We start from the raw sequence: 20,526 nt of genomic DNA, 5'->3' as shown, positions 1-20,526 counted from the left end.
TCGTATATTAAAAGATATTTTAAATGGTTATTTGAAATGGGGAAATATAAACATGATGTCAAAATAGATTTAAGTTTTTTAATTTTAATTAATCTATTTTACTGTGGAATAAAATTTATTGACATCTGGATCTTTCCTTATTGGTATTTAAATATTATTTATTTTTTTGTTACTATAATAATTTTGATAAATATTCTTAGAATTTGTTATGGATTTCTTAGCAAACTTTTAGGGAAAAAAAATAAAACTGTAAGATTGAGATATCTTTTTATTACAATTATTTTATTTGGTGGCATATCTTCGGTAATTGAACAATATTTTAAGAACCATTAAGGATCTGTAATTTTAATATTAATTCTATCATAAGGATAGTTGTGTTTTTCATAAAAATAAAAGGCATAAAATGTGATTTTAAATAAATCACATTTTATGCTTTTTATGTTACTTGAGTATTTTTTTACTCATTCTTAAAATAATAGTTAACCATCGTTCTTTATTTTGAGCCAATTCTATCTACAATTACATGAAGATCATCTGGCTTTAAAAACTCAATAGGAGAGAAACCTTTTTCAAATTGCAAAGCATCAGCTTCTAAAATGACTACATAACGCCCATTAACTTTGGCTATATGTAGATTCTCTCCAAAATCAGCTAGCATTCCTTTAACAGAGAAGTGATCCGCTTTAAAAGATAATTCTATTTCTGGCGTATGTTCGACAATTTGAGCGGCAGCTTCTATTACTTCCTCAGATGTGAAATGTTCTTGAATCTCACGTTTTGGACTTGCAGCCCATACTTCCATTGCTGCATCAAACTGTTGTCTTTCAGCGCTTTCTTCTTCAAATACATCTTCAATTTTGTCATAAACCATCGTCATTACTTGTGATTTAACAATTTCAGGCATCGTTTCTGAATAAGTTACAAATTTTAAAAAGTCTTCGAAATAACGGGCATGTGAAGCCTGATGAATTTTTAAATCACCTTCTGAAAGCATTCCTAATTCTTCCATATACGGGTACTGAATCGATTTCATATTCTTTGTAGTTATTGCCATTTCAACGGTTTTGATTAACGTTGATTCGTCTGAAATTGATGCGACCTTTGGTTCAAAATCACACTTCAAAACAAATACTAAAGGATCATCAAAATATTTTCTAAGTTTTGCTTGAATAACTAAAAATGCACCGCCACGAACTGCACTTGTATCAATGTAGTTAATAACTAAAGTTTCATTTTCGTTTTTAAAGTCTTCTATTGTCTTAGCATTACGAATTCTTTGGAATAAATTAAAATTTGGATTCGAGTCTAATGAATGATTTTCTTCCACAATAAAATGGCCAAGTTTTGTTGGAACTGTCTCATTTTTGGGGTGTCGCTCTACTTTACGGTTTACTATTCGTGCAAGTTCACCATCTAGAAATCCTTTTAAAGCACTTTCTTCATACATTGATTCATCCAATGTTTGAAAATGTTTATATCGTTTATCGGATTGTTCTCCTTTACCTTCAACTGTTACTACATAAAATGATAAAAATGTTATTTCAAAATCCAATCCAATCACCTTTTTCTATTTACTGTATTTAAGTATATGGATGTGGAGTAAGTCAGTCAATGTGAAGTTAGAACGATAAGTTGTAATTTTATTGAAATAACGAATTTTTATTACTTTGAGTCAAAAAGCCCTCACATTATGATAAAATAAAAGATATAATTAACATGAGGTACCAAATTAAAATCATAATTACAGGGATGTGTTATGTCACATCTTTTTTTTCTGTATTTTTATGGTAACCATCATCTTTGGGGGGATGAGAGATTGAGAATAGATAGAATAGCTACCATCTCATTAGTAATCGTAACACTACTCTGGGGGACGACATTTGTAGTAGTCCAAAATGCGATCGCCTATGTTGAACCATTTGCATTTAACGCATTCCGTTTTATTCTTGCAACTCTAGTTCTTTTACCATTTTTAATTAAAAGAAAACAGAAAAGCAAGTTAACATTAAAGCAAATTTTCATTACTAGTGGTATCGGATTTATGTTGTTTTTAGGTTACTTACTTCAAACATTTGGTTTGAAATATACTACATCATCGAAATCAGGCTTTATTACTGGTTTATGCGTAGTGTTGGTTCCTGTATTTTTATACTTAGTCTATCGTGAAAAATCAAATTGGTCGACAGTTATAGCATGTCTAATTGCTATGTTGGGACTAAGCTTTTTAACTTTAGGTGATTCATTTTCAATTAATATTGGTGATGTATTAACACTGATTGGTGCAATCGCATTTGCTTTTCATATTATTTTATCCGGTAAATTCACGAAACAAATGGATGCATTGACGTTTACTACTATTCAGCTAGCAACGGTTGGTATTAGTAGTTCAATTTTTTCCTTAATTTTTGAAGATAGCTCGGTTTCGTTTTCAAAGGAGCTTTGGGTAAATCCAACCTTTATTTTTGCGGTAATTGTAACAGCAGTTTTTTGTACTAGTATTGCTTTTTGGGTACAAATGTTTGCTCAACAACATATTTCATCTACAAAAGCAGCTTTAATATTTATTTTAGAACCTGTTTTTGCTGCATTTACAGCAGTTGTTTTTGCTGACGAAACACTATCAATTCAAACAATAATAGGTGGAACCTTTATCGTAGGCGGTATGTTATTGAGTGAAGTACCTTTACCTAAACGCCGTACAAAGAAAAACAAAAATGATGTAGTTTATAAAGAAATGTAACATTTTTTAATAAAATGGGTATAATACTCATTGACAGTTTATTTTAGTTAACGTATGATAATTTTAAATTAATAATCGACTTAGATAAGGAATAGTAAGTTTATACGCTTTTTTAGAGAGGGAATGAATGGTGAAAATTCCTAAAGTAAGTAAACCGAACCAGCCTTGGAGTCACTGTACCGAACTAGAGTAGGCTACAGCGGTTTTCCCGTTAAAGATGTTAAGAGATTATGTAGATTAATTACATAATAAGTAGGGTGGTAACGCCATGAATGGTCCCTTTAGGTCATTCATGGCGTTTTTTGTATTCACTTTTACATTATTTGTATCTATTTCTATATAGTAAGTAGGGTGGTAACGCCGAGAATGGTCCCTTTAGATTATTCTCGGTGTTTTTTTGTATAAAAAAATAGTAAGGGGTTGTAAAAATGAGTACTAAAAAATTTGTAGAAGCTATTACAGATATGGATGTCGATTTTGCACAATGGTACACAGACATCGTTAAGAAAGCGGAATTAATTGATTACTCAAGTGTTAAAGGTTGCATGATTTTAAGACCACATGGCTATGCACTTTGGGAAAATATTCAAAAAGAATTAGATTTCCAGTTTAAACAAACTGAACATGAAAATGTTTATATGCCACTTCTAATACCAAAGTCTTTATTGCAAAAAGAAGCTGACCATGTTGAAGGATTTGCACCAGAAGTTGCTTGGGTTACACATGGTGGACATGAGGAGTTAGCAGAACCACTTGCAATACGGCCAACTTCAGAAACATTATTCTGTGAGCACTTTTCGAAAACAGTTGAAAGCTATAATGATTTACCAAAACTTTATAATCAATGGTGTTCGGTTGTGCGTTGGGAAAAAACAACGAGACCATTTTTAAGAACGACTGAATTTTTATGGCAAGAGGGCCATACAGCTCATGCGACAGCGGAAGAGGCTCAGGCAGAAACAATTCAAATGCTGAATGTCTATGCTAATTTCTTAGAAAACTTTTTAGCCATTCCAGTTATAAAAGGCCAAAAAACTGAAAAAGAAAAATTTGCTGGTGCAAAAGCTACTTATACAATTGAAAGCTTAATGCATGACGGTAAAGCTCTTCAAAGCGGAACATCACACAATTTTGGAGATGGTTTTGCAAAAGCATTTAATATTCAATACACTGATAAAACTTCAAAAAGACAATATGTACATCAAACATCATGGGGGATGACGACTAGGGTAATTGGAGCATTAATTATGGTGCACGGTGATAATAGTGGGCTAGTATTACCACCAAAAGTGGCACCAACACAAGTGATTGTTATACCAATTGCCCAGCATAAAGAAGGGGTAATTGAAAAAGCGACAGAATTAAAAGACCGTATTTCTAAGGTTGCTCGTGTCAAAATTGACACTTCTGATAAAATGCCAGGCTGGAAATTTAATGAATATGAAATGAAAGGTATACCAGTTCGTGTTGAAATTGGACCTAAAGATATTGAAAAAAATCAAGCCGTATTAGTAAGAAGAGATACACGTGAAAAAACGATCGTTTCTTTAGATTCATTAGAAGAAAACATTTCAATCCTACTAAACGAAATTCAATCTTCACTATTTGAAAAGGCGTTAAAAAACCGAACAGAAAAAACATATGAAGCTAAATCAATGAATGAACTAAAAGAAATTGGTGACTCAAAACAAGGATTTATTAAAGCAATGTGGTGTAAGGATCTAGCTTGTGAAGAGAAGATAAAAGAAGTAGTTGGATTAACTTCAAGATGTATCCCATTTGAACAAGAACAAATCACAGACGAATGTGTTTGCTGCGGTAAGAAAGCAGATGCAATGGTTTATTGGGGAAAGGCATATTAAAAAAAACACGAATCATTTTGATTCGTGTTTTTCTTTTATGCACCTGGATATATTTTATTAACTAAAGTTTGAACTTCAGTATTGTCTGAAGTTGAAAAGCTATTGTATGAAATACTTGTTAATAATACGAATGCTGATCCAAGAATTACGAATATTTTTTTCATTTTTTATTCTCCCATCGAAATAGATATTTTATATTTTTTTAATAAACAGAGAATTTTGTCTCCGCTATTTATAGAAAGATAATATTGTGTTAATTCTTCAAAATATAAATCAAAAAACGCTTTATACTTAATCTCATATAGGTATGGAACTAAAGTAACTTCTAAAAATTCGAAGTAGGCCATTTCATTGCCTTCAATTTTTAATTCATATAAATAAAACAAATATTCATAGTATAATTGTTTATATTTTTTTGAAAAACTTTTACCTTCATATATAAGTTTTAGAATAAATTCATTATTCTCCAAGCTACCTTCAACTAAACAACGTACATACCCAAAATGCGATATTAAATATTGAATTGGATCTGTTGTATGAGCTTCCTTTGCTTGTAAATACATTTCACGTGCTTGTACAAAATCACCTTTTTTATATATCTGATATGCGAAATTGTGTAATAAGTTAAATTCTCTTTTCTTATCCTTTATCATCTCAGCTATTTCTAATAGATTTTGATACTTAGTTTCTATTTCTGAAAAATCAACATGTGATTCATCTTCTAAAATAATTAACTGTAACGTTTCAGTGTCTAAAAGTCTAGAATAGTTATTTGTTAAAACAAAGTACTCTTTTGCTTTCTGACAATGATAATAGGATGAAACATATGCGTCACAGATATGATAAACCAGTGCAAGGTGATAATGAATTTCTAAGTTTTGATAGCCTTCTATTGAGATTTTCTTTAGATGATCTAGGGCATTATGTATTTGGTTTACCTGAATATAGTATATTCCAAGAGTATGATTTAGTAAATTCTCCTCAAGTTGGGGTATTTTTTGATTTTGTATTTCCTTCGAAAATAATATTTTTTTAGCTTGCTCTAACTTATTATCTACTATAAATTGCCTTGTTTTTAAAAGTAAATAACGAAAATGTAATGGAGTTATATAACTAAATTCTTGATTTTCGAGCTGGTCTATTATACCTAGTGCTCGTTCTTTCTCTTGAAAAATTATTTGTTTTTGTAGTGTATCCAGTAGTTTTTCAACGTTTTTAAGCTTATTTATTTCTTCATCAATATCAAAACCCATTCGTGCACAAAGAAGTGAAATGGTTTCATCTGAAACCTCAGTAAGTCCACGTTCAATCTTACTTAAATGCGTTTTCGAACAGATGCCATGTCCAAGTTCTTCTTGGGTAAGGCCATTTTTTTGACGAAAATATTGAATAATTGATCCTTTTTCGAACATATATTCCACTCCAAAACCCCAATTTACAGAAATATAATTATATTTTAGTCTAATTAGTAACAAAAGTCATGGGCTATTCGTATATTTTTCTACAAATATATTGTATTTACGCCAATTTTCGTAAAATTTAATAATTAAATAGATAGTCTTTAACCGAACAAGCTAATCGATTGTACGAACTAATAATTTAAATGGGGAGGATTTTAAATGGAAAATCTAACTATAGCAAATAAACATATCCTAATTGTAGGTACATCTAATTATTCCTCTAAATTAAGCGAAATAGATTCATCTATTCGAACAAGTGTAATTTGTAGAGCATCTGAAATGCCATTTTTACATAGAGCACAAAACCACGAATCTATTATTGTTATTAAAGACGATGCTTCAACAGAACAATGGATTGAATATGCAAAAAATTTACATAGAATGGATCCAATCCATCAAATTTCTTCCTTTGAGGAATTGGACCAGGATAAGGCAAGTGCAATCGCAGAAGCACTAAATCTGAAGTTTCATCATTCAGATACAGTTCGATGGGTAAATGATAAGTTCGAGATGCGAAATAGATTAATAGAGTGTAATTTCGAAAATACACCAGCAAGATTAGTAAACTCAATTGAACATATTAAAGATTTTGCAAAAAATCATTCTTATCCATTAATCTTAAAGCCATCAAAAGGGAAATCAAGTACAGGCATATCAATTATTAATTCTGAAAAGGAGATCGAAAGTGCGTTTTTATTGTCGGATTCGGCAACTGCACCTCGACTTGATCATTCTACGTTAATGATTGAACCACTCTTAGAAGGCAGAGAATTTAGTTTAGAAATTCTATCTGAAAATGGAGAACATTTTATTGTTGGTATTGTAGAAAAGCATGTAGATCCAGTAAGCAAAGTAGAAATTGGTCATGTTTTTCCAGCGGAGTTACCAGACAATATTGAAAACGAAATTAAAAAATACACTGTTGATTTTTTAAATATCTTAAACATTCATTATGGAATTACGCATACTGATATCATTTATACAAATGAAGGACCAAAAATAATTGAAACACATTTAAGACCACCGAGTGATAAATTACCTGAACTTATTTATGATTCAATCGGAGTAGACTGTATTCAATATGTAATCGAACAAGAGGCTGGACTTTTAATTAAAGAGAAAATAGTGAAACAAATAAATTCAACAAATAAGTCGAGTAAATCTTCTGCTATTTGGTATTCTTATGTGAATTTCGATGGTATTTTAGAAAGTATTCAAAATAAAGATGAAATTAAAGAAATGGAAGGCGTTGCGGAGTTTAGTCAGCTAATTTCAGATGGCATACATGTAAGTAGATTATCTAGTTCATATTCGCGAATCGCATTTGTTAGAACGATTCATTCACATGCTGATCAAGCTCTACTGATTGCTCAAAAAGCCATTCAAAACTTATTAATGTTTTTAAGTGTAAGAGGGACATCTTATTAACCGATCAAAGCAGAGATGAATTTTCTCTGTTTTTTTCTTTGAGCAGTATTTAATAGTTATGTAGTAATCTATGTTAAAATAAGGTGAAATTGGTAAGTAAGGAGAATTCGATGTATTTAACAATTAAAGAAACAGCTGAATATCTATCGCTTGATGAATCTTATATCAAACAGCTCATTCAAGAGCAAAAAATAAGAGTAGTTCATGATGGACAACAGTATTTAATCTATAAAGAGCAGTTTAATAATCACTTAGATCAAATGGAAAAAATGAAGAAGTTAATAACAGATTATTATAATGAACCTATACCTGAGGACCCAGATATTAAAGATGAAGACTAAAAAAAGTAGCGGGAACAAATAACCCGCTATATTTTTGGATTTTTATTTAAGTTTTCTTGAGCCATTCTAACAAGTTCTTTGACCATTTTGCCACCAATCCTTCCGCCAACTTTACCATTTTGTTGAGAGGTTAGATTTCCGTTATATCCTTTTGTGAGAGGAACACCAACTTCTTCGGCAGCTTCGAATTTTGCGTTCTCAGGACTTGATGCATTAACAACTTTAGCCTTTAACTCATCTAAAGCTTTTCTAGATTCTGGTACTAAAAGTTTATTTCTTCTACTCATAAGATTCACTCCTTTTTTTGTAGCTTACCCTTATACTCATTTTTTATTTTTTGGAAATAATTACTATAGAATCGGGTATGTTACTTAAAGAGAGAATTAATATAAAATATTTTGATACATAAGGAGATTAACAATGAAATCATTTAATGTTACTTTTCACAAAGAGGATAATGTAGACAATATGTTAATTCAGAAGTTGAATGATGAAGAATATCATAAAGCAACTGAAGGTGGTACAAGGCATTTATTTGAAATTGATACAAATATCGGTTTTTTTGTGTTTTTTGATTCTGAAGATAATGACGGCAATGTATCACATTTACTTTTACAATATGAAGATGAAGAAGAGGATCCAATTGCATGTTATTCTTTTGCGATGAAGGATTATTATGAATTTATGGCTTTGTATTTAAATGATTTAGAATTTATTGATGAAACTGAAGGAGAGGAAGAAGTTGAGTTAGAAGCTACTAATTCAATTCATCATTTAGTTCATTTATTATTCCATATCATTGAAGAAGGAAATGATTTAGAAGTATAAAAATACCATAAAATGTATTTTCTTCCATTAAATAGGGGGTTTATACTTTGGGTTTTGAATAGATATTCAAAGTGATGACTAATATCTTAAAACGTAAATTTCATTCTATATAACAAAAAGAAGGAAAGCCAAATTAATGTTGGCTTTCCTTCTTTTTGTAAACTAACTTTAAATGGAAGTCGTTAATCATCTCGAAAAACTATCCACGTCTGTGGAACGAACTTCTACTCAGTTTTCTTATTCTCATGGTGGGGTTTTAACCACACTTATTATAAGGAATATACTGAAAAACTATCTTTAAATAACTTCAATAGTCATAATGTCAAAACAAAGTGATGAATCAAAATGATTATTCCATTTTTTTCAAAATAATATGCTAAAATTAACTAACTACTATAAAAGGAGTTGAAGAAAATGGATGTTCAAAAAATATTAGTTACTAGTCGAATTCAGCATAAACTTAAAGAAATTATTGAATCTCATAATCTTTCTAAAGAGTTTCGCTTCTTAGCAGAAGATGAAGTGACGAAAGAAGATTATGAATGGGCTGATACGTTTGTAGGATTTCGACCAACACCAAATTTTGAGTTTGGTAATATAAAATGGGTTCATTCTCTTGCTGCTGGTGTTGATAGTTTTATGAAGATTGACTGGAAAGAGGATGTACTCTTAACTAGAACAGTTGATGTATTTGGACCAAAAATGAGTCAGTATTGTTTAAGCTACATATTGCAAGATTCTCAATTACATGAACAGTTTTCAACTCTACAAGCTGAAAAAAAATGGGAGTTTCACATCCCAAAATCATTAGATGATCAAAAAGTAGTTATATTTGGAACTGGAGAAATTGGTGGATATATTGGTAGAACTTTATCATTACTTGGTATGAAAGTGTTTGGAGTTTCAATGAGTGGAAATCATAAGCCATTTTTTGAAAAAGTTGTTTCATTTCAAGAAGCTGCATCAATTTTAGATAATACAGATTGGGTAATAAGTGTATTGCCATCCACGAAAGAAACTCAAAATTTAATAAATATGTTCACATTTAAGAATTTAAATAATGCAGGTTTTATTAATGTCGGAAGAGGTGCGACTGTTTCTGAGGATTCGCTTGTTGAGGCTTTGCAAGTTGGTCATGTAAGAAAAGCGATCTTGGATGTGTTTAATGTAGAACCATTACCAAAAGAATCTGTTTTATGGAATATGCCAAATGTGACGATCACACCTCATATATCGGCAGTTACTTTGCCTAATGATGGTGTAAGATGTTTTGTAGATACTCTAGAAAAATTAGAGAATAAAAAAAATCTTAGCAACATAGTTGAAATCGAAAAAGGTTATTAATCGAAATGTGAATTTTTCCATTTTGATGAAATCATGTTAAGATATGAATGCATCAAAAATATGTTTCTTGAAAGGAGAATGGAAATGGCAATTATTGACGTTTCAATCGTTCCAATTGGCACAGAAACACCAAGTGTAAGTGCTTATGTGGCAAATATACATAAAGTTTTAGAAAAATATGATGGTGAAGTTAAATATCAACTTACTCCAATGAATACAATTTTAGAAGGGGAACTTTCTTTACTTCTAAAAGTCGTACAAGAAATGCATGAAGTTCCTTTTACAAATGGTATTTCTAGAGTCGCTACAACAATCCGAATTGATGATCGTAGAGACAAGAAGAGTACTATGGAAGGCAAGTTAGCTTCAGTGCAAGCAAAACTTGAACAAAATTAATGAAAAGTGACTAAACAAAATAAAGTTTAGTCACTTTTTTATCACACTTTTACTTTGTAGTGAATAGTTAGATAAATAGGATTATAGTATTGAAATAAAAGATTTCTGTTGATAAACTAAACTAAATGGTCAGTTTAATTTAAATAGCTACTAGGAGTTGGATTTATGCCACCAAAAGTTTCTGAGGATTATAAAGAACGTAAAAGAGAGAGCTTATTAGATAGTGCTTTAAAATGCTTTGGTGAAAAGGGATATCATACGACAACAATGGATGATATTGTTTCATATTCAAAAACGAGTAAAGGTCTAATTTATAATTATTTTAAAAGTAAAGAAGAGTTATATTTAACATTAATGCAAGAACGTACAAATAAAACGTTTGAACGAATAGATGCTCGTTTTGAAAAGACAACATCATCTACTGAAAAAATAAGAGAATTATTTAAAATGTATCGTGAAATCTCATTAACAGAACAATGGAGAGATATGATTCGTGTTCATATGGAATTCTGGATTAATTCAGCTCGTCATGAAAATCTGCAAAAGATAATGATTGATCGTTATAAAGACCAATATCGTGCATTTTTAAGTAATATTATTGAACAAGGCAAAATTTCAGGTGAATTTAATAACGAAGTTCACACTGACACCGTTTCAAGTATATTCTGGGCAAACATTGATGGAATTTGTTTGCATTATTCTGTAGTAGAAGACGATGAAATTTATAAACAGCAATTTGAGCTAGCAGAAGAAATGATTATGAATATACTCATAAATAAAAAGTAACATTTAGGTAGTGAAGCAGTATTCTTTACTACCTAAAAATAAAAGTTTAATAATCTGAAAATTTAGTATGTTAAAAATTAATTTGTTGACATAAACTAGTAAAAAGATAAAATAAACTTAACAGTCAGTTTTATTTTTATTGGAGGTGACTTTGATATGAATTCAGTTCAAATTAAAATAATTTGTTTATGTCTTCATTAAAAAAATTTGGGATAATATCCGGAAGAATGTAGGGATAATATGGGGAAAAAGGTTTATTTTTTATACACGAAGGCCTTTTCAGATATCGGAAGTATGATGGAATTGGTTGTTATGAATGCTGTTATTTATTCAATGACCAAAAGTACGACCTGGTTAGCTGCTGTTTTGGCATTACGTGTATGTGGAGGAATTATTACAAGTTTATTTTCGGGAATAATTGCAGATCGATATGATAGAAGAAAATTAATGATATTTAGTGATATTGCAAGAGGTTTAAGCATATTAATCCTTTGCCTTTTCCCATCTCCAATCATGTTTGCACTGGTAGCTTTTCTGATAGGAGCTTTAGGCAGTTTCTTCTCAGTTAGTTTTAGCGCAGATATACCTCAAATTTTTGGGGAAGATAATATTCTTAAAATTAACGCGTTTATTTCGCGATTAGCTGCAATTAGTATGGTAATAGGTTTTCTAGGATCAGCATTGTTATCTACTGTAGTAAATTATAGAGTCATTATTACAATCGATTCTATTTCTTATTTTTTATCAGCAGCCGTTTTATTTCTCTTTAAATGGGAGAATACGATTAATAAGAAAGAAAATACGAGAAAGCAATTATTAACTGATTTAAAAGAAGTAAAAAACTATGTATTTCTTAAACCATTACTCGTATATTTATTTATTGTTTTTTTATTTCAAACTTTTTCTGCAAGCTCACATAACGTAGGAGTACCGATTTTAGCCGAGCAACTTAGTACTAAAAGTGCTACATTTTTTCAAGGCATGATTTGGGGTGTTTGGGGAATCGGTGGAATTCTTTCTACTTGGTTGATTCCAAAAATACCATGGTTTAAAAAGCAATTTCTGTTCGCTTATTATGGTACATCTATATTAACATCAATAGGGTTCATTTTATTTCTATCGAGTAATATTCTATGGTTTATTTTGTTTTTTGCATTTTTTACTGGATTATTTGATGCAGCAGCAGGAACATATTTTTCAACTATCGTTCAAAAGACAGAAAATTCAATTCGAGGTAGAATATTTGGAGTGACTAATTTATTAAATAGATTAGGGTTCACGATAGGTTTTGTAGCAGTTTCCCCATTATTAACTGTTATGAAAATGAGTCAACTCGTAATGTTATTTCATGGTAGTTTAATTGTTTTAATATTAATCATTACTTTTTATCTTTTTTCGAAAAAGCTATTCAATCTTGAGAATGACCAAGTTAAAAATCAAGAAAGTGATCTTATTGTGAGTAAATAATAATTTGTTAAAGGAAGTGAAGTTATGGAGACAAATACGACAAATACCCTCAATAATGCTATTTTAGATGAAGTAAAATATTATAGATGTTCAGATGTAGATATTGATTTTGCTTACCAAGCTTTTTCAATCGGATTTTCAGACTATATAGTTAAATTAGATTTACCGAAAGAACAATTTATTGCACTTTTCTTTGGACCAGAAGGGAATAAGTTGGAACATTCATTTGTAGCTATACATGAAAATGATGCTGTAGGTGTAATACTTGGTGGAATTAAAAACTACGAAAATATTAAAACAATGAGATGTGGTACGCTTGCAATAAGTCCTTCGTTTAGAGGAAAAGGGATAAGCCAGAAATTATTTGAATTGCATAAAGAAGAAGCAGAAAAAAACGAGTGTAAACAACTGTTCCTAGAAGTTATAGTAGGTAACGATCGCGCAATTAATTTTTATAAAAAACTTGGCTATGAAAAAGTTTACGATCTTTCATATTTTACAAATAAAGATACATCAAATATATCGTTCCTACCTGACAAAACAGAGTGCAACATAAGCAAAATTGAGTTTAATTTATTCAAAGATACAGTGCAGCAATGGGATTATCATATTAACTGGCAAAATGATCTTGAGTTTCTAGAGAAGGCAACTAATTTTACTTATTATCAAGCGACTAAAAACGATGTAGGTGTTGGGACATTAGCAATTAACAAACATGGTAAAATTAGTTTTATAATGGTTGATAAAAAATTTAGAAATAGTAAGGTAGCTACAAACTTATTAAAAACTGCAATCTTGGAATTAGAATTAAATGCTATTTCAACAGCTTTTCCAAATAATAGTAGTCTCGAAGGATTCTTTAATCAATTGCAATTTAATAAAGAAAAACTATCTCAGTATGAGATGTACAAAACCTTAAATTAAACTGAGGCTGTTTGCGAAACTTTTTTGCTTGTAAATATAGAGAAATATAGATTGTCACCCCATGATGCTGGCTTTATAGTTAGGCAGGCGGTGTGGCCATGCATGCGTTACGATAGGACGTGGTGGTATTATCATGCCTACCTTTTGACTACTGCTAAGGCCTCATTTTTCCCGTTATTCCCAAAGGAGTCTCGCATATCCGTTCATCATTTTCTTTGTTTACAGTTTGCTTTAAAAAGCTTTTTAATAACAACATTTTTTTGGAAAGTGTCTAAACTAATAAATTTGGTTAATTGTAAAGGAATATATTAAATAAATGTATGTTAGCCTATATACTTGACCTTGCTCCTATATACAGTTGCCCCCGTACAATGAGTAGTATGGAGGTGAAGTATATGACTAATTATCAACATCAATCCGAGCATCCTTATTATCCATATTCTCAAATTCCACAACAACAAGACGAAAGATTCTTTTTTCCTTTCTTTTTCCCATTTTTCTTAGGAGCTGCTGCATTTGGACCATGGGGATGGGGTCGTCCATGGGGTTGGGGTAGACCTTGGGGATTTCATCGTCCATGGGGCTGGGGCCGTCCGTGGGGTTGGGGTAGACCTTGGTAAACGAGAAAACTATAAAATGCCACAATTATTGTGGCATTTTTTTATTTTAATATGAACTTCATTAATATGGGAATGACAATTGAAGCAAATATAGCACTTAATGTCATTGCAATCGAACTAATCGCTTGTTCAACTTTACCATATTCAGATGCTTTTGCAGTACCCACACCATGGGAAGCGATTCCATATCCGACACCAATTGCAACAGGATGGGTTATATTCAGTCTTGATAGGATAAAAGGACCAAAAATCGATCCAGATATACCTGCGACCATCACGTAAACAACTGTCAATGATGGTATACCGCCAAGAATTGAAGTAATTCCCATTGCTAAAGGAGTTGTAACTGATTTTGCTGCTAGAGACAGCAGTATTACTCTTTTAACTCCAAACCAAATGGATAAGTAAACACCTGTAAGCAACCCCATGATTGTTCCTGCAAATACACTTATCAAAATAGATACAGCATGTCTTTTTAAAGTTTTTCGATGTTCATATAAAGGAAATGCAAATGAAACAACAGCTGGACCTAGAAGTAAATTAATCCATTTTCCACCATGCATGTAATTTTCATAAGAAATATTTAGATTTGCCAGAATTAAAATAATTACTGTAGTAGTCGTCACAATTGGTACAAATATTGGATAAGGGAATTTTGAATATAATTTTTTTGCAGCTAGATAAAAGAAAACAGTCATCAAAATAAATAGTAAACTATTAAATTCTTTCATTAAGTTCACTCCTCATATTGTTCTCTTTAGGCTGATTTTTTGAGGAACGAGATGAAAGATAAGAACTGATTATAACAGAAAAAATAAAAACTAACATTGTACTAATTAATACAATAATGATAGAAATAAAGCCATGGATATTTAATAATGACGAATATTGAATGATTCCGACAGTTGCTGGAATGAATAAAAGCGTTAAATGTTTATTTAAAAAATTACTTCCGTACCGAACCCACTTTTCTTTAAAAAAGGGTAAATATAACAAGCAAAATAAGATAAGCATTCCAATAATACTCCCAGGAATGATTAAATCAAATTTTTGTTGAATTAGATTTCCTATAAAAAGTAATAAATAGAGAAAGCTTATTTGAATAATTAATTGGACAAATTTCATCATCAACATCCTTTTATTGCTTTTTAACTACGAGATTATTAATCTACATATTGTACAATAAATTATTGAGAAAATGTGATTTTTTTACTCCAATACAAAAATGCATGTTTTTGTAAAACAGTTTATAATAGAGTTATTAAACAAAAAGGAAGTTGTATAAATGAATTCATTTGTAGCGTTTGATTTCGAAACAGCAAATTACAATCGACATAGTATTTGTGCAGCAGGATTTGTATTTGTTGAAAATGGAGAAATAGTTGATCAAATTTACTCCTTAATTAATCCAGAGGAAGAATTTTATTCTATGAATATTTCAGTTCATGGAATTAGACCAAAAGATGTACAGGATGCACCAATATTCCCAGAATTTTATCAAGCCATTCAAGATAAAATCAAAGGGAAAACACTTGTAGCACATAATTTACCTTTTGATGGATATGCATTAAAAGATAATTTATCTAGATATGGTATTCCTTCAGTTGAGAATAATTTATTGTGTTCGCTTCAATTGGCAAAAAAAATATTACCAAAACAAGCACGTTATTCTTTAGACATCTTATCAAACCAATTTGGTGTTGAATTGGATAATCATCATCATGCTTTAGCAGATGCAGAAGCATGTGCGAGAATATTTCTTCATTTAACGAAAAGAAATGAGATTTCATCTTTCGAGGAATTATATGAAAAGACTTCGATTTATCACGGTCTAATTCATCAATTTGATTATCGATCGTCTTTAGTAAAACCAAAACCGAAACGTAAATTGGAGAAAAAAGCATGAAATTAATTTCTTGGAATGTAAATGGAATTAGAGCTTGTATACAAAAAGGATTTTTAGATTATTTTAAAGAACAAAATGCGGATATTTTTTGTATTCAAGAAACGAAATGTCAAGAAGATCAAGTAACACTAGAATTAGATGGTTACGAACAATACTGGCATTCAGCAATTAAAAAAGGATATTCTGGTACAGCAATCTTCTCAAAACATAAGCCAATTAGCGTTAGTTATGGGTTTAATGGAAAAGAAGAGGATACTGAAGGTAGAGTGTTAACATTAGAATTCGAAAAATTTTATATGGTTAATGTGTATACCCCAAATTCACAACGAGATTTAGCAAGATTACCAATACGTTTAAGCTGGGAAGATGAATTTAATGTATATTTAAACAAACTTGATGAACAAAAACCAGTTATTTTATGCGGTGACTTAAACGTAGCTCATAATGAAATTGACTTGGCAAATCCAAAATCAAATCGGACAAACTCAGGGTTTACAGTAGAAGAACGAGGTAAAATGACTGCTTTATTAGAGAGCGGGTTCACGGATAGTTTTCGTTTTCTAAATCCAACTATGGAAGGCTCATACACTTGGTGGTCATATATGGCTAAAGTTCGAGAGAGAAACGTAGGTTGGCGAATAGATTATTTTATCATTTCTAATCGACTTCAATCAGAACTAATTAATTCTGAAATTCACTCGATGGTAATGGGTAGTGACCACTGTCCGGTGGTATTAACTTTAAAAGATAAGATAATCAAATAAGTAAAGAGAGGTTCATATTTAAAAATATGGGCCTCTTTTTTATTTTAAATAGTATAGTTTGTGTGAAATTTGTTGCTAGTAAACGAGGAGAATTGTAGTTACCCACTCAGTATGCTCGCTTTTCCGTTGGGGCAGGTGAAGAGCATCCTGGGCCCAGATGATGTGGGGCATGCATGCGTTACGACAGGACTTCGTGGTATATGCATGCCTACCTTTTTGACTACTGTTAAAGAATCATCTGCCCGCTATTCCCACTAGAGTCTAGCATATCCGTTCATCATTTTCGTTTCTTACTGTTTGTTTTAAACTCCCTTTTAAAAACATTAATTTTATAGAAAAGAGTCAAAATAAAAGATGCATTTTTATAGTATAAACTTTAATTGCGGGGAAATTAATAAGAAACTTTTAAATTAAAGGTGGTATTAAACAGTTATAGATGAAAAAGTATAGTTTGATCCTTTCCATATTTTTATTTTTGCTTCTTCCATTTTCAGATGTTTCTGGAGAGAGAAAAGATGAATTAAAAGCAGCATTTATTAAAAAAGACGATTTGTGGATAAAGAATGACCAGAAAGAAATCAGAATCACAGATGGTAAATATGTTAGGTATCCTAAATGGTCTTATAACGGGGAATGGCTTGCATATCTTAGTGGTAAAAAACAAGAATACGGAGCTTTTTATACAGGAGATCTTTGGCTCTATCATATTAAGTCAAAGAGATCCTTTAAACTTTCGACCAATGTAAGTAACAATTTTCAGTGGTCCCCGAATCAAAATTCGATAGCATATCAAATTGAAAAAGATTTAAAAATGATAAATGTAAAAACTATGAATAAACCTGTTCAGCTAAGTACGGGAATACTTGTATTTTCTTGGCTTCCAGAAGGGAACGGCTTTTTAGTAGCTTCTAAAATAAGTGAAAATGTTTTTTCTGATATCGTTTTATCTAAAATAAATATTAAAAGTAATAATCATTTTGTTAAAAAACATTTTTATACGATTCATGTTGCTAAAAAAGATTATTTTTATGATACAAGTCAGTTTAAATGGTCGCATGATCGTAATTGGATTGCCTTTGAGATTGAACCAACAGGATCATTGTCCGCTGATAGTAATGTTTTAAGTGTCATTTCAAGTAATGCGACTAATTTTCATAAGATCGATGAAATGCTTCATTACGAAGAATGGTTCCAATGGGCACCAGCTAATAATTACTTAGCATTTATAAAAGGGGATAATCGTGTTTCTACAATTAATAAGAAACTAGCAATTAACAAAGTAGCGAATACAAAATTAAATTATATTTATACGCCAAAAGGATTTGTTGATCGAGATCTGAATTGGAAATCAAATCATCAAATTTATGTTTCGCGTTCAATTGAAAAAGATTTAGTAGATATCTCAAAAAGACCAATGCCTAGCATTTATCAAATTAATCTCAAAAACAATATGCAAAAAAAAGTAACTTTTCCATTACTAAATGAAGGAGATTTTTTTCCGGAAAGTGTTAATAACGGTAATAACTTGTTATGGATTCGAACAAATCGGAAAGAAGCCAGTGTTTTAGTTTCTAATTTGGATGGTTCGGGACAAGTAAAATGGATTCCTAAACTAGATTTAGGGACTTGGTATTATGAGCATTGGGAATGGAGTGAAGTATTCAATTTATATCAAAAATAGCTTTTAAATGTTAGGACGTATATTTGCGAATATCCCCTTAAAGTAGACAGTAAATAGAATGATATTACTGGTTAAAATTAAGGGGATTTTTCGTGGCAATTTTTTAATTGAAATAAACTGATTGGTTTAATAAAGTCCAAGTTTACTATAAAATGGAAACAAATCTTATGAAAATAAATATTATATAGAAATATAAATAAGGCGGGTTTTTGATGAGTCATACTAAATGGTTAGAATGGGCAAAAAAAATACAGTCTATTTCACAAAATGGTTTAACTTTTTCTAAAGACGTATTTGATATTGAAAGGTATGAGGAATTACAACGATTAAGTGCTGAAATATTAAATGAATATACTGAGCTTGAATTTGAAGAAATAATTAATTTATATAAGCTGGATAAAGGATATCAAACTCCTAAAATCGATGTAAGAGGCGCAGTATTTCAAGATGGGAAAATCTTGTTAGTACGTGAAAAAAATGATAACAAGTGGTCTTTACCTGGAGGCTTTTGTGATACTGGACTTTCACCATCTGAGAATATTGTGAAAGAAATAGCTGAGGAATCCGGATATCAAGTAAGAACACAGAAGTTACTTGCTGTATTTGATATGAATAAACATCCACATCCACCACAACCTTATCATTATTATAAATTGTTTATTCTATGTAGTATTACAGGAGGACATGCCAAAATCGGGCTAGAGACGAAGGAAATAAATTTTTTCTCAGAAAATAATTTACCAAGTTTATCAATTAGTAGAAATACAGAGTCACAAATTAAAACATTATTTGAATTTTTAAAGGACCCGCTGAAAGAAACATTATTTGATTAATAAGGAGAAAAAAATTGATTAGAGATTCAGTTTTGTATGACGAATTAAAAAAAGAGATGATAAAAGAGCGAATTTCTTCAAGCGTAATTTATCGAAATGGTGAGATAGAATATCAATATTTTAAAAATGTAAAAAGTGAGTCGAAATTATTTAAAGTAAACTCAGTTACAAAAAGTGTCCTATCGATATTAATCGGTATCGCTCTTGATAAAGGGTTAATTGAAAGTATAAAGAGTCCGATTTCGATGTATTTTCCAATAATCGATCCGAGTAAAAGGGATATTACAATCGAACATTTATTAACAATGACCCCTGGATACGACTGGCCTGAATGGGGAGAATGGGGTGGAAGACCATTCCCTATGATTAATAGTAATGATTGGGTTAATTATGTTCTAGAAAAGAATATGATAACAGAACCTGGAATAAAAATGATTTATGATTCAGGTTCTTCCCATCTATTAAGTGCAATACTTCAAAAAGTAACTAATCAAAAGTTATCAGACTTTGCAGAAGAAGTACTTTTTGAACCTTTAGGAATTCAAGAATATGTTTGGCATGAAGATTCCAAGGGGATAAATATAGGTGGTTTTGGTTTAAGCCTGAAAACGAAAGATATGTTAAAAATTGGTATATTAATGCTACAAAATGGTAAATGGTTAAATAAACAAATCGTATCAAGTGATTGGGTTGATAGATCTACAAGTAAAAAATTTCATTCCTATGATCAAATTGGTTCTTACGGATATCATTGGTGGATTTTATTAGATCAAAATCAGAAATTATATGATCCCACTATTTATTTTGCAATGGGATACGGTGGACAATCTATCATTGTATCACCTCTGCATAATTTAGTAGCTGTTTTTACGTCAGCAAAATACATAGAAACCAGTAGTCCATTGAAACTATTCAAAAAGTATTTTCTTTTGGAACCTAACGAGGAGCATTAATTATCACTAACACAATTGATCAATTACTAAGTGGGATTTATTTTATACTCCTTTCTAAAGGTTTTAGTTTTAAAAGGTTTTGATAGCTTATACCATTGAGTAATATAATGATTGGTGCAAATATGCGACACTTCTGTGGGAGAAGTTGCGGGACAAGTGAGACCCCCAAGTCGTGTATTCGATGGAGTGGATT

General features: G+C 30.8%; 22 protein-coding genes and 1 other annotated feature. Of the genes, 16 read left to right on the top strand and 6 right to left on the bottom strand.

All coding sequences use genetic code 11. The features are described 5' to 3' along the window. Nucleotides 1-493: 493 nt before the first annotated feature. Nucleotides 494-1,552: a DUF3900 domain-containing protein gene (locus tag B7R65_RS00880; protein ID WP_088040860.1), complete on the bottom strand. Its 1,059-nt coding sequence runs from the start codon at nt 1,550-1,552 to the stop codon at nt 494-496. A 264-nt stretch (nt 1,553-1,816) separates the two neighbouring features. Between B7R65_RS00880 and B7R65_RS00875 the strand changes: the two genes are divergently transcribed. Then, nucleotides 1,817-2,740, top strand: a complete 924-nt coding sequence (locus B7R65_RS00875) for a DMT family transporter (RefSeq protein WP_179194723.1) — start codon at nt 1,817-1,819, stop codon at nt 2,738-2,740. A gap of 72 nt (nt 2,741-2,812) precedes the next feature. After that, nucleotides 2,813-3,024 (top strand) — a binding site (T-box leader). A 144-nt stretch (nt 3,025-3,168) separates the two neighbouring features. Then, the gene (gene proS, locus B7R65_RS00870; protein WP_088040856.1) at nt 3,169-4,602 is read left to right on the top strand and encodes a proline--tRNA ligase; all 1,434 of its coding nucleotides are present in this window, start codon (nt 3,169-3,171) and stop codon (nt 4,600-4,602) included. A 35-nt stretch (nt 4,603-4,637) separates the two neighbouring features. On the opposite strand, the gene B7R65_RS21620 is transcribed toward proS, so the two are convergent. Both B7R65_RS21620 and B7R65_RS00865 read right to left on the bottom strand, forming a co-directional pair. Further along, nucleotides 4,638-4,766, bottom strand: coding sequence for a hypothetical protein (locus B7R65_RS21620; RefSeq protein ID WP_256941109.1), 129 nt, complete (start codon nt 4,764-4,766; stop codon nt 4,638-4,640). Nucleotides 4,767-4,769: 3 nt separating this feature from the next. Next, complete coding sequence (locus B7R65_RS00865) at nt 4,770-6,014, bottom strand: helix-turn-helix domain-containing protein (protein ID WP_088040854.1); 1,245 nt, start codon at nt 6,012-6,014, stop codon at nt 4,770-4,772. 207 nt (nt 6,015-6,221) lie between these two features. On the opposite strand from B7R65_RS00865, the gene B7R65_RS00860 reads away from it, so the two are divergent. Together B7R65_RS00860 and B7R65_RS00855 are read left to right on the top strand one after the other, a co-directional pair. Further along, on the top strand, nt 6,222-7,490 hold the full coding sequence (locus B7R65_RS00860) for an ATP-grasp domain-containing protein (RefSeq protein ID WP_088040852.1): 1,269 nt from the start codon (nt 6,222-6,224) through the stop codon (nt 7,488-7,490). 110 nt (nt 7,491-7,600) lie between these two features. Further along, nucleotides 7,601-7,831, top strand: a complete 231-nt coding sequence (locus B7R65_RS00855; RefSeq protein WP_088040850.1) for an excisionase family DNA-binding protein — start codon at nt 7,601-7,603, stop codon at nt 7,829-7,831. A 26-nt stretch (nt 7,832-7,857) separates the two neighbouring features. On the opposite strand, the gene B7R65_RS00850 is transcribed toward B7R65_RS00855, so the two are convergent. Beyond that, nucleotides 7,858-8,118, bottom strand: a complete 261-nt coding sequence (locus B7R65_RS00850; protein WP_088040848.1) for an alpha/beta-type small acid-soluble spore protein — start codon at nt 8,116-8,118, stop codon at nt 7,858-7,860. Between the two features lie 133 nt (nt 8,119-8,251). Here B7R65_RS00850 and B7R65_RS00845 point away from each other — a divergent pair, with 133 nt between their 5' ends. The 7 genes from B7R65_RS00845 (at nt 8,252) to B7R65_RS21175 (ending at nt 14,196) form a co-directional block, all read left to right on the top strand. Beyond that, nucleotides 8,252-8,659 (top strand): cytosolic protein, encoded by a 408-nt coding sequence (locus tag B7R65_RS00845; protein WP_088040846.1) that lies wholly within the window; start codon nt 8,252-8,254, stop codon nt 8,657-8,659. Between the two features lie 414 nt (nt 8,660-9,073). After that, nucleotides 9,074-10,003: a D-2-hydroxyacid dehydrogenase gene (locus B7R65_RS00840; protein ID WP_088040844.1), complete on the top strand. Its 930-nt coding sequence runs from the start codon at nt 9,074-9,076 to the stop codon at nt 10,001-10,003. An 84-nt stretch (nt 10,004-10,087) separates the two neighbouring features. Next, a complete protein-coding gene (locus B7R65_RS00835; RefSeq protein ID WP_088040837.1) occupies nt 10,088-10,399 on the top strand; it encodes an MTH1187 family thiamine-binding protein in 312 nt (103 codons plus the stop codon). A gap of 165 nt (nt 10,400-10,564) precedes the next feature. Further along, nucleotides 10,565-11,185, top strand: a complete 621-nt coding sequence (locus tag B7R65_RS00830; protein ID WP_088040835.1) for a TetR/AcrR family transcriptional regulator — start codon at nt 10,565-10,567, stop codon at nt 11,183-11,185. Nucleotides 11,186-11,425: 240 nt separating this feature from the next. Continuing rightward, the gene (locus tag B7R65_RS00825) at nt 11,426-12,652 is read left to right on the top strand and encodes an MFS transporter (RefSeq protein WP_088040833.1); all 1,227 of its coding nucleotides are present in this window, start codon (nt 11,426-11,428) and stop codon (nt 12,650-12,652) included. A 24-nt stretch (nt 12,653-12,676) separates the two neighbouring features. Then, nucleotides 12,677-13,576: a GNAT family N-acetyltransferase gene (locus B7R65_RS00820; protein ID WP_088040831.1), complete on the top strand. Its 900-nt coding sequence runs from the start codon at nt 12,677-12,679 to the stop codon at nt 13,574-13,576. A gap of 395 nt (nt 13,577-13,971) precedes the next feature. Continuing rightward, entirely contained in the window at nt 13,972-14,196 is a 225-nt protein-coding gene (locus B7R65_RS21175; RefSeq protein WP_088040829.1) for a hypothetical protein, read from the top strand. 41 nt (nt 14,197-14,237) lie between these two features. On the opposite strand, the gene B7R65_RS00810 is transcribed toward B7R65_RS21175, so the two are convergent. Together B7R65_RS00810 and B7R65_RS00805 are read right to left on the bottom strand one after the other, a co-directional pair. Then, nucleotides 14,238-14,927, bottom strand: a complete 690-nt coding sequence (locus B7R65_RS00810; protein ID WP_088040827.1) for an LrgB family protein — start codon at nt 14,925-14,927, stop codon at nt 14,238-14,240. Next, complete coding sequence (locus B7R65_RS00805) at nt 14,914-15,321, bottom strand: CidA/LrgA family protein (protein WP_179194722.1); 408 nt, start codon at nt 15,319-15,321, stop codon at nt 14,914-14,916. Before B7R65_RS00805 ends, B7R65_RS00810 begins: the two co-directional genes overlap by 14 nt. Nucleotides 15,322-15,481: 160 nt before the next feature. On the opposite strand from B7R65_RS00805, the gene B7R65_RS00800 reads away from it, so the two are divergent. From B7R65_RS00800 to B7R65_RS00780, 5 genes are all read left to right on the top strand, one after another. Then, the gene (locus B7R65_RS00800) at nt 15,482-16,102 is read left to right on the top strand and encodes a 3'-5' exonuclease (RefSeq protein WP_088040824.1); all 621 of its coding nucleotides are present in this window, start codon (nt 15,482-15,484) and stop codon (nt 16,100-16,102) included. Continuing rightward, a complete protein-coding gene (locus tag B7R65_RS00795) occupies nt 16,099-16,866 on the top strand; it encodes an exodeoxyribonuclease III (RefSeq protein WP_088040822.1) in 768 nt (255 codons plus the stop codon). The genes B7R65_RS00800 and B7R65_RS00795 overlap by 4 nt, the downstream gene beginning before the upstream one ends. A 475-nt stretch (nt 16,867-17,341) precedes the next feature. Next, nucleotides 17,342-18,547 (top strand): TolB family protein, encoded by a 1,206-nt coding sequence (locus B7R65_RS00790; protein WP_218780379.1) that lies wholly within the window; start codon nt 17,342-17,344, stop codon nt 18,545-18,547. A 212-nt stretch (nt 18,548-18,759) separates the two neighbouring features. Continuing rightward, entirely contained in the window at nt 18,760-19,380 is a 621-nt protein-coding gene (locus B7R65_RS00785) for an NUDIX hydrolase (protein ID WP_088040818.1), read from the top strand. Between the two features lie 14 nt (nt 19,381-19,394). Next, a complete protein-coding gene (locus B7R65_RS00780) occupies nt 19,395-20,333 on the top strand; it encodes a serine hydrolase domain-containing protein (protein WP_088040816.1) in 939 nt (312 codons plus the stop codon). Nucleotides 20,334-20,526 lie beyond the last annotated feature (193 nt).

The organism is Bacillus sp. EAC (assembly GCF_002156875.1).
Classification (GTDB): Bacteria; Bacillota; Bacilli; order Bacillales; family Bacillaceae_G; genus Gottfriedia.
This window is presented reverse-complemented; position numbering and strand designations above follow the sequence as displayed.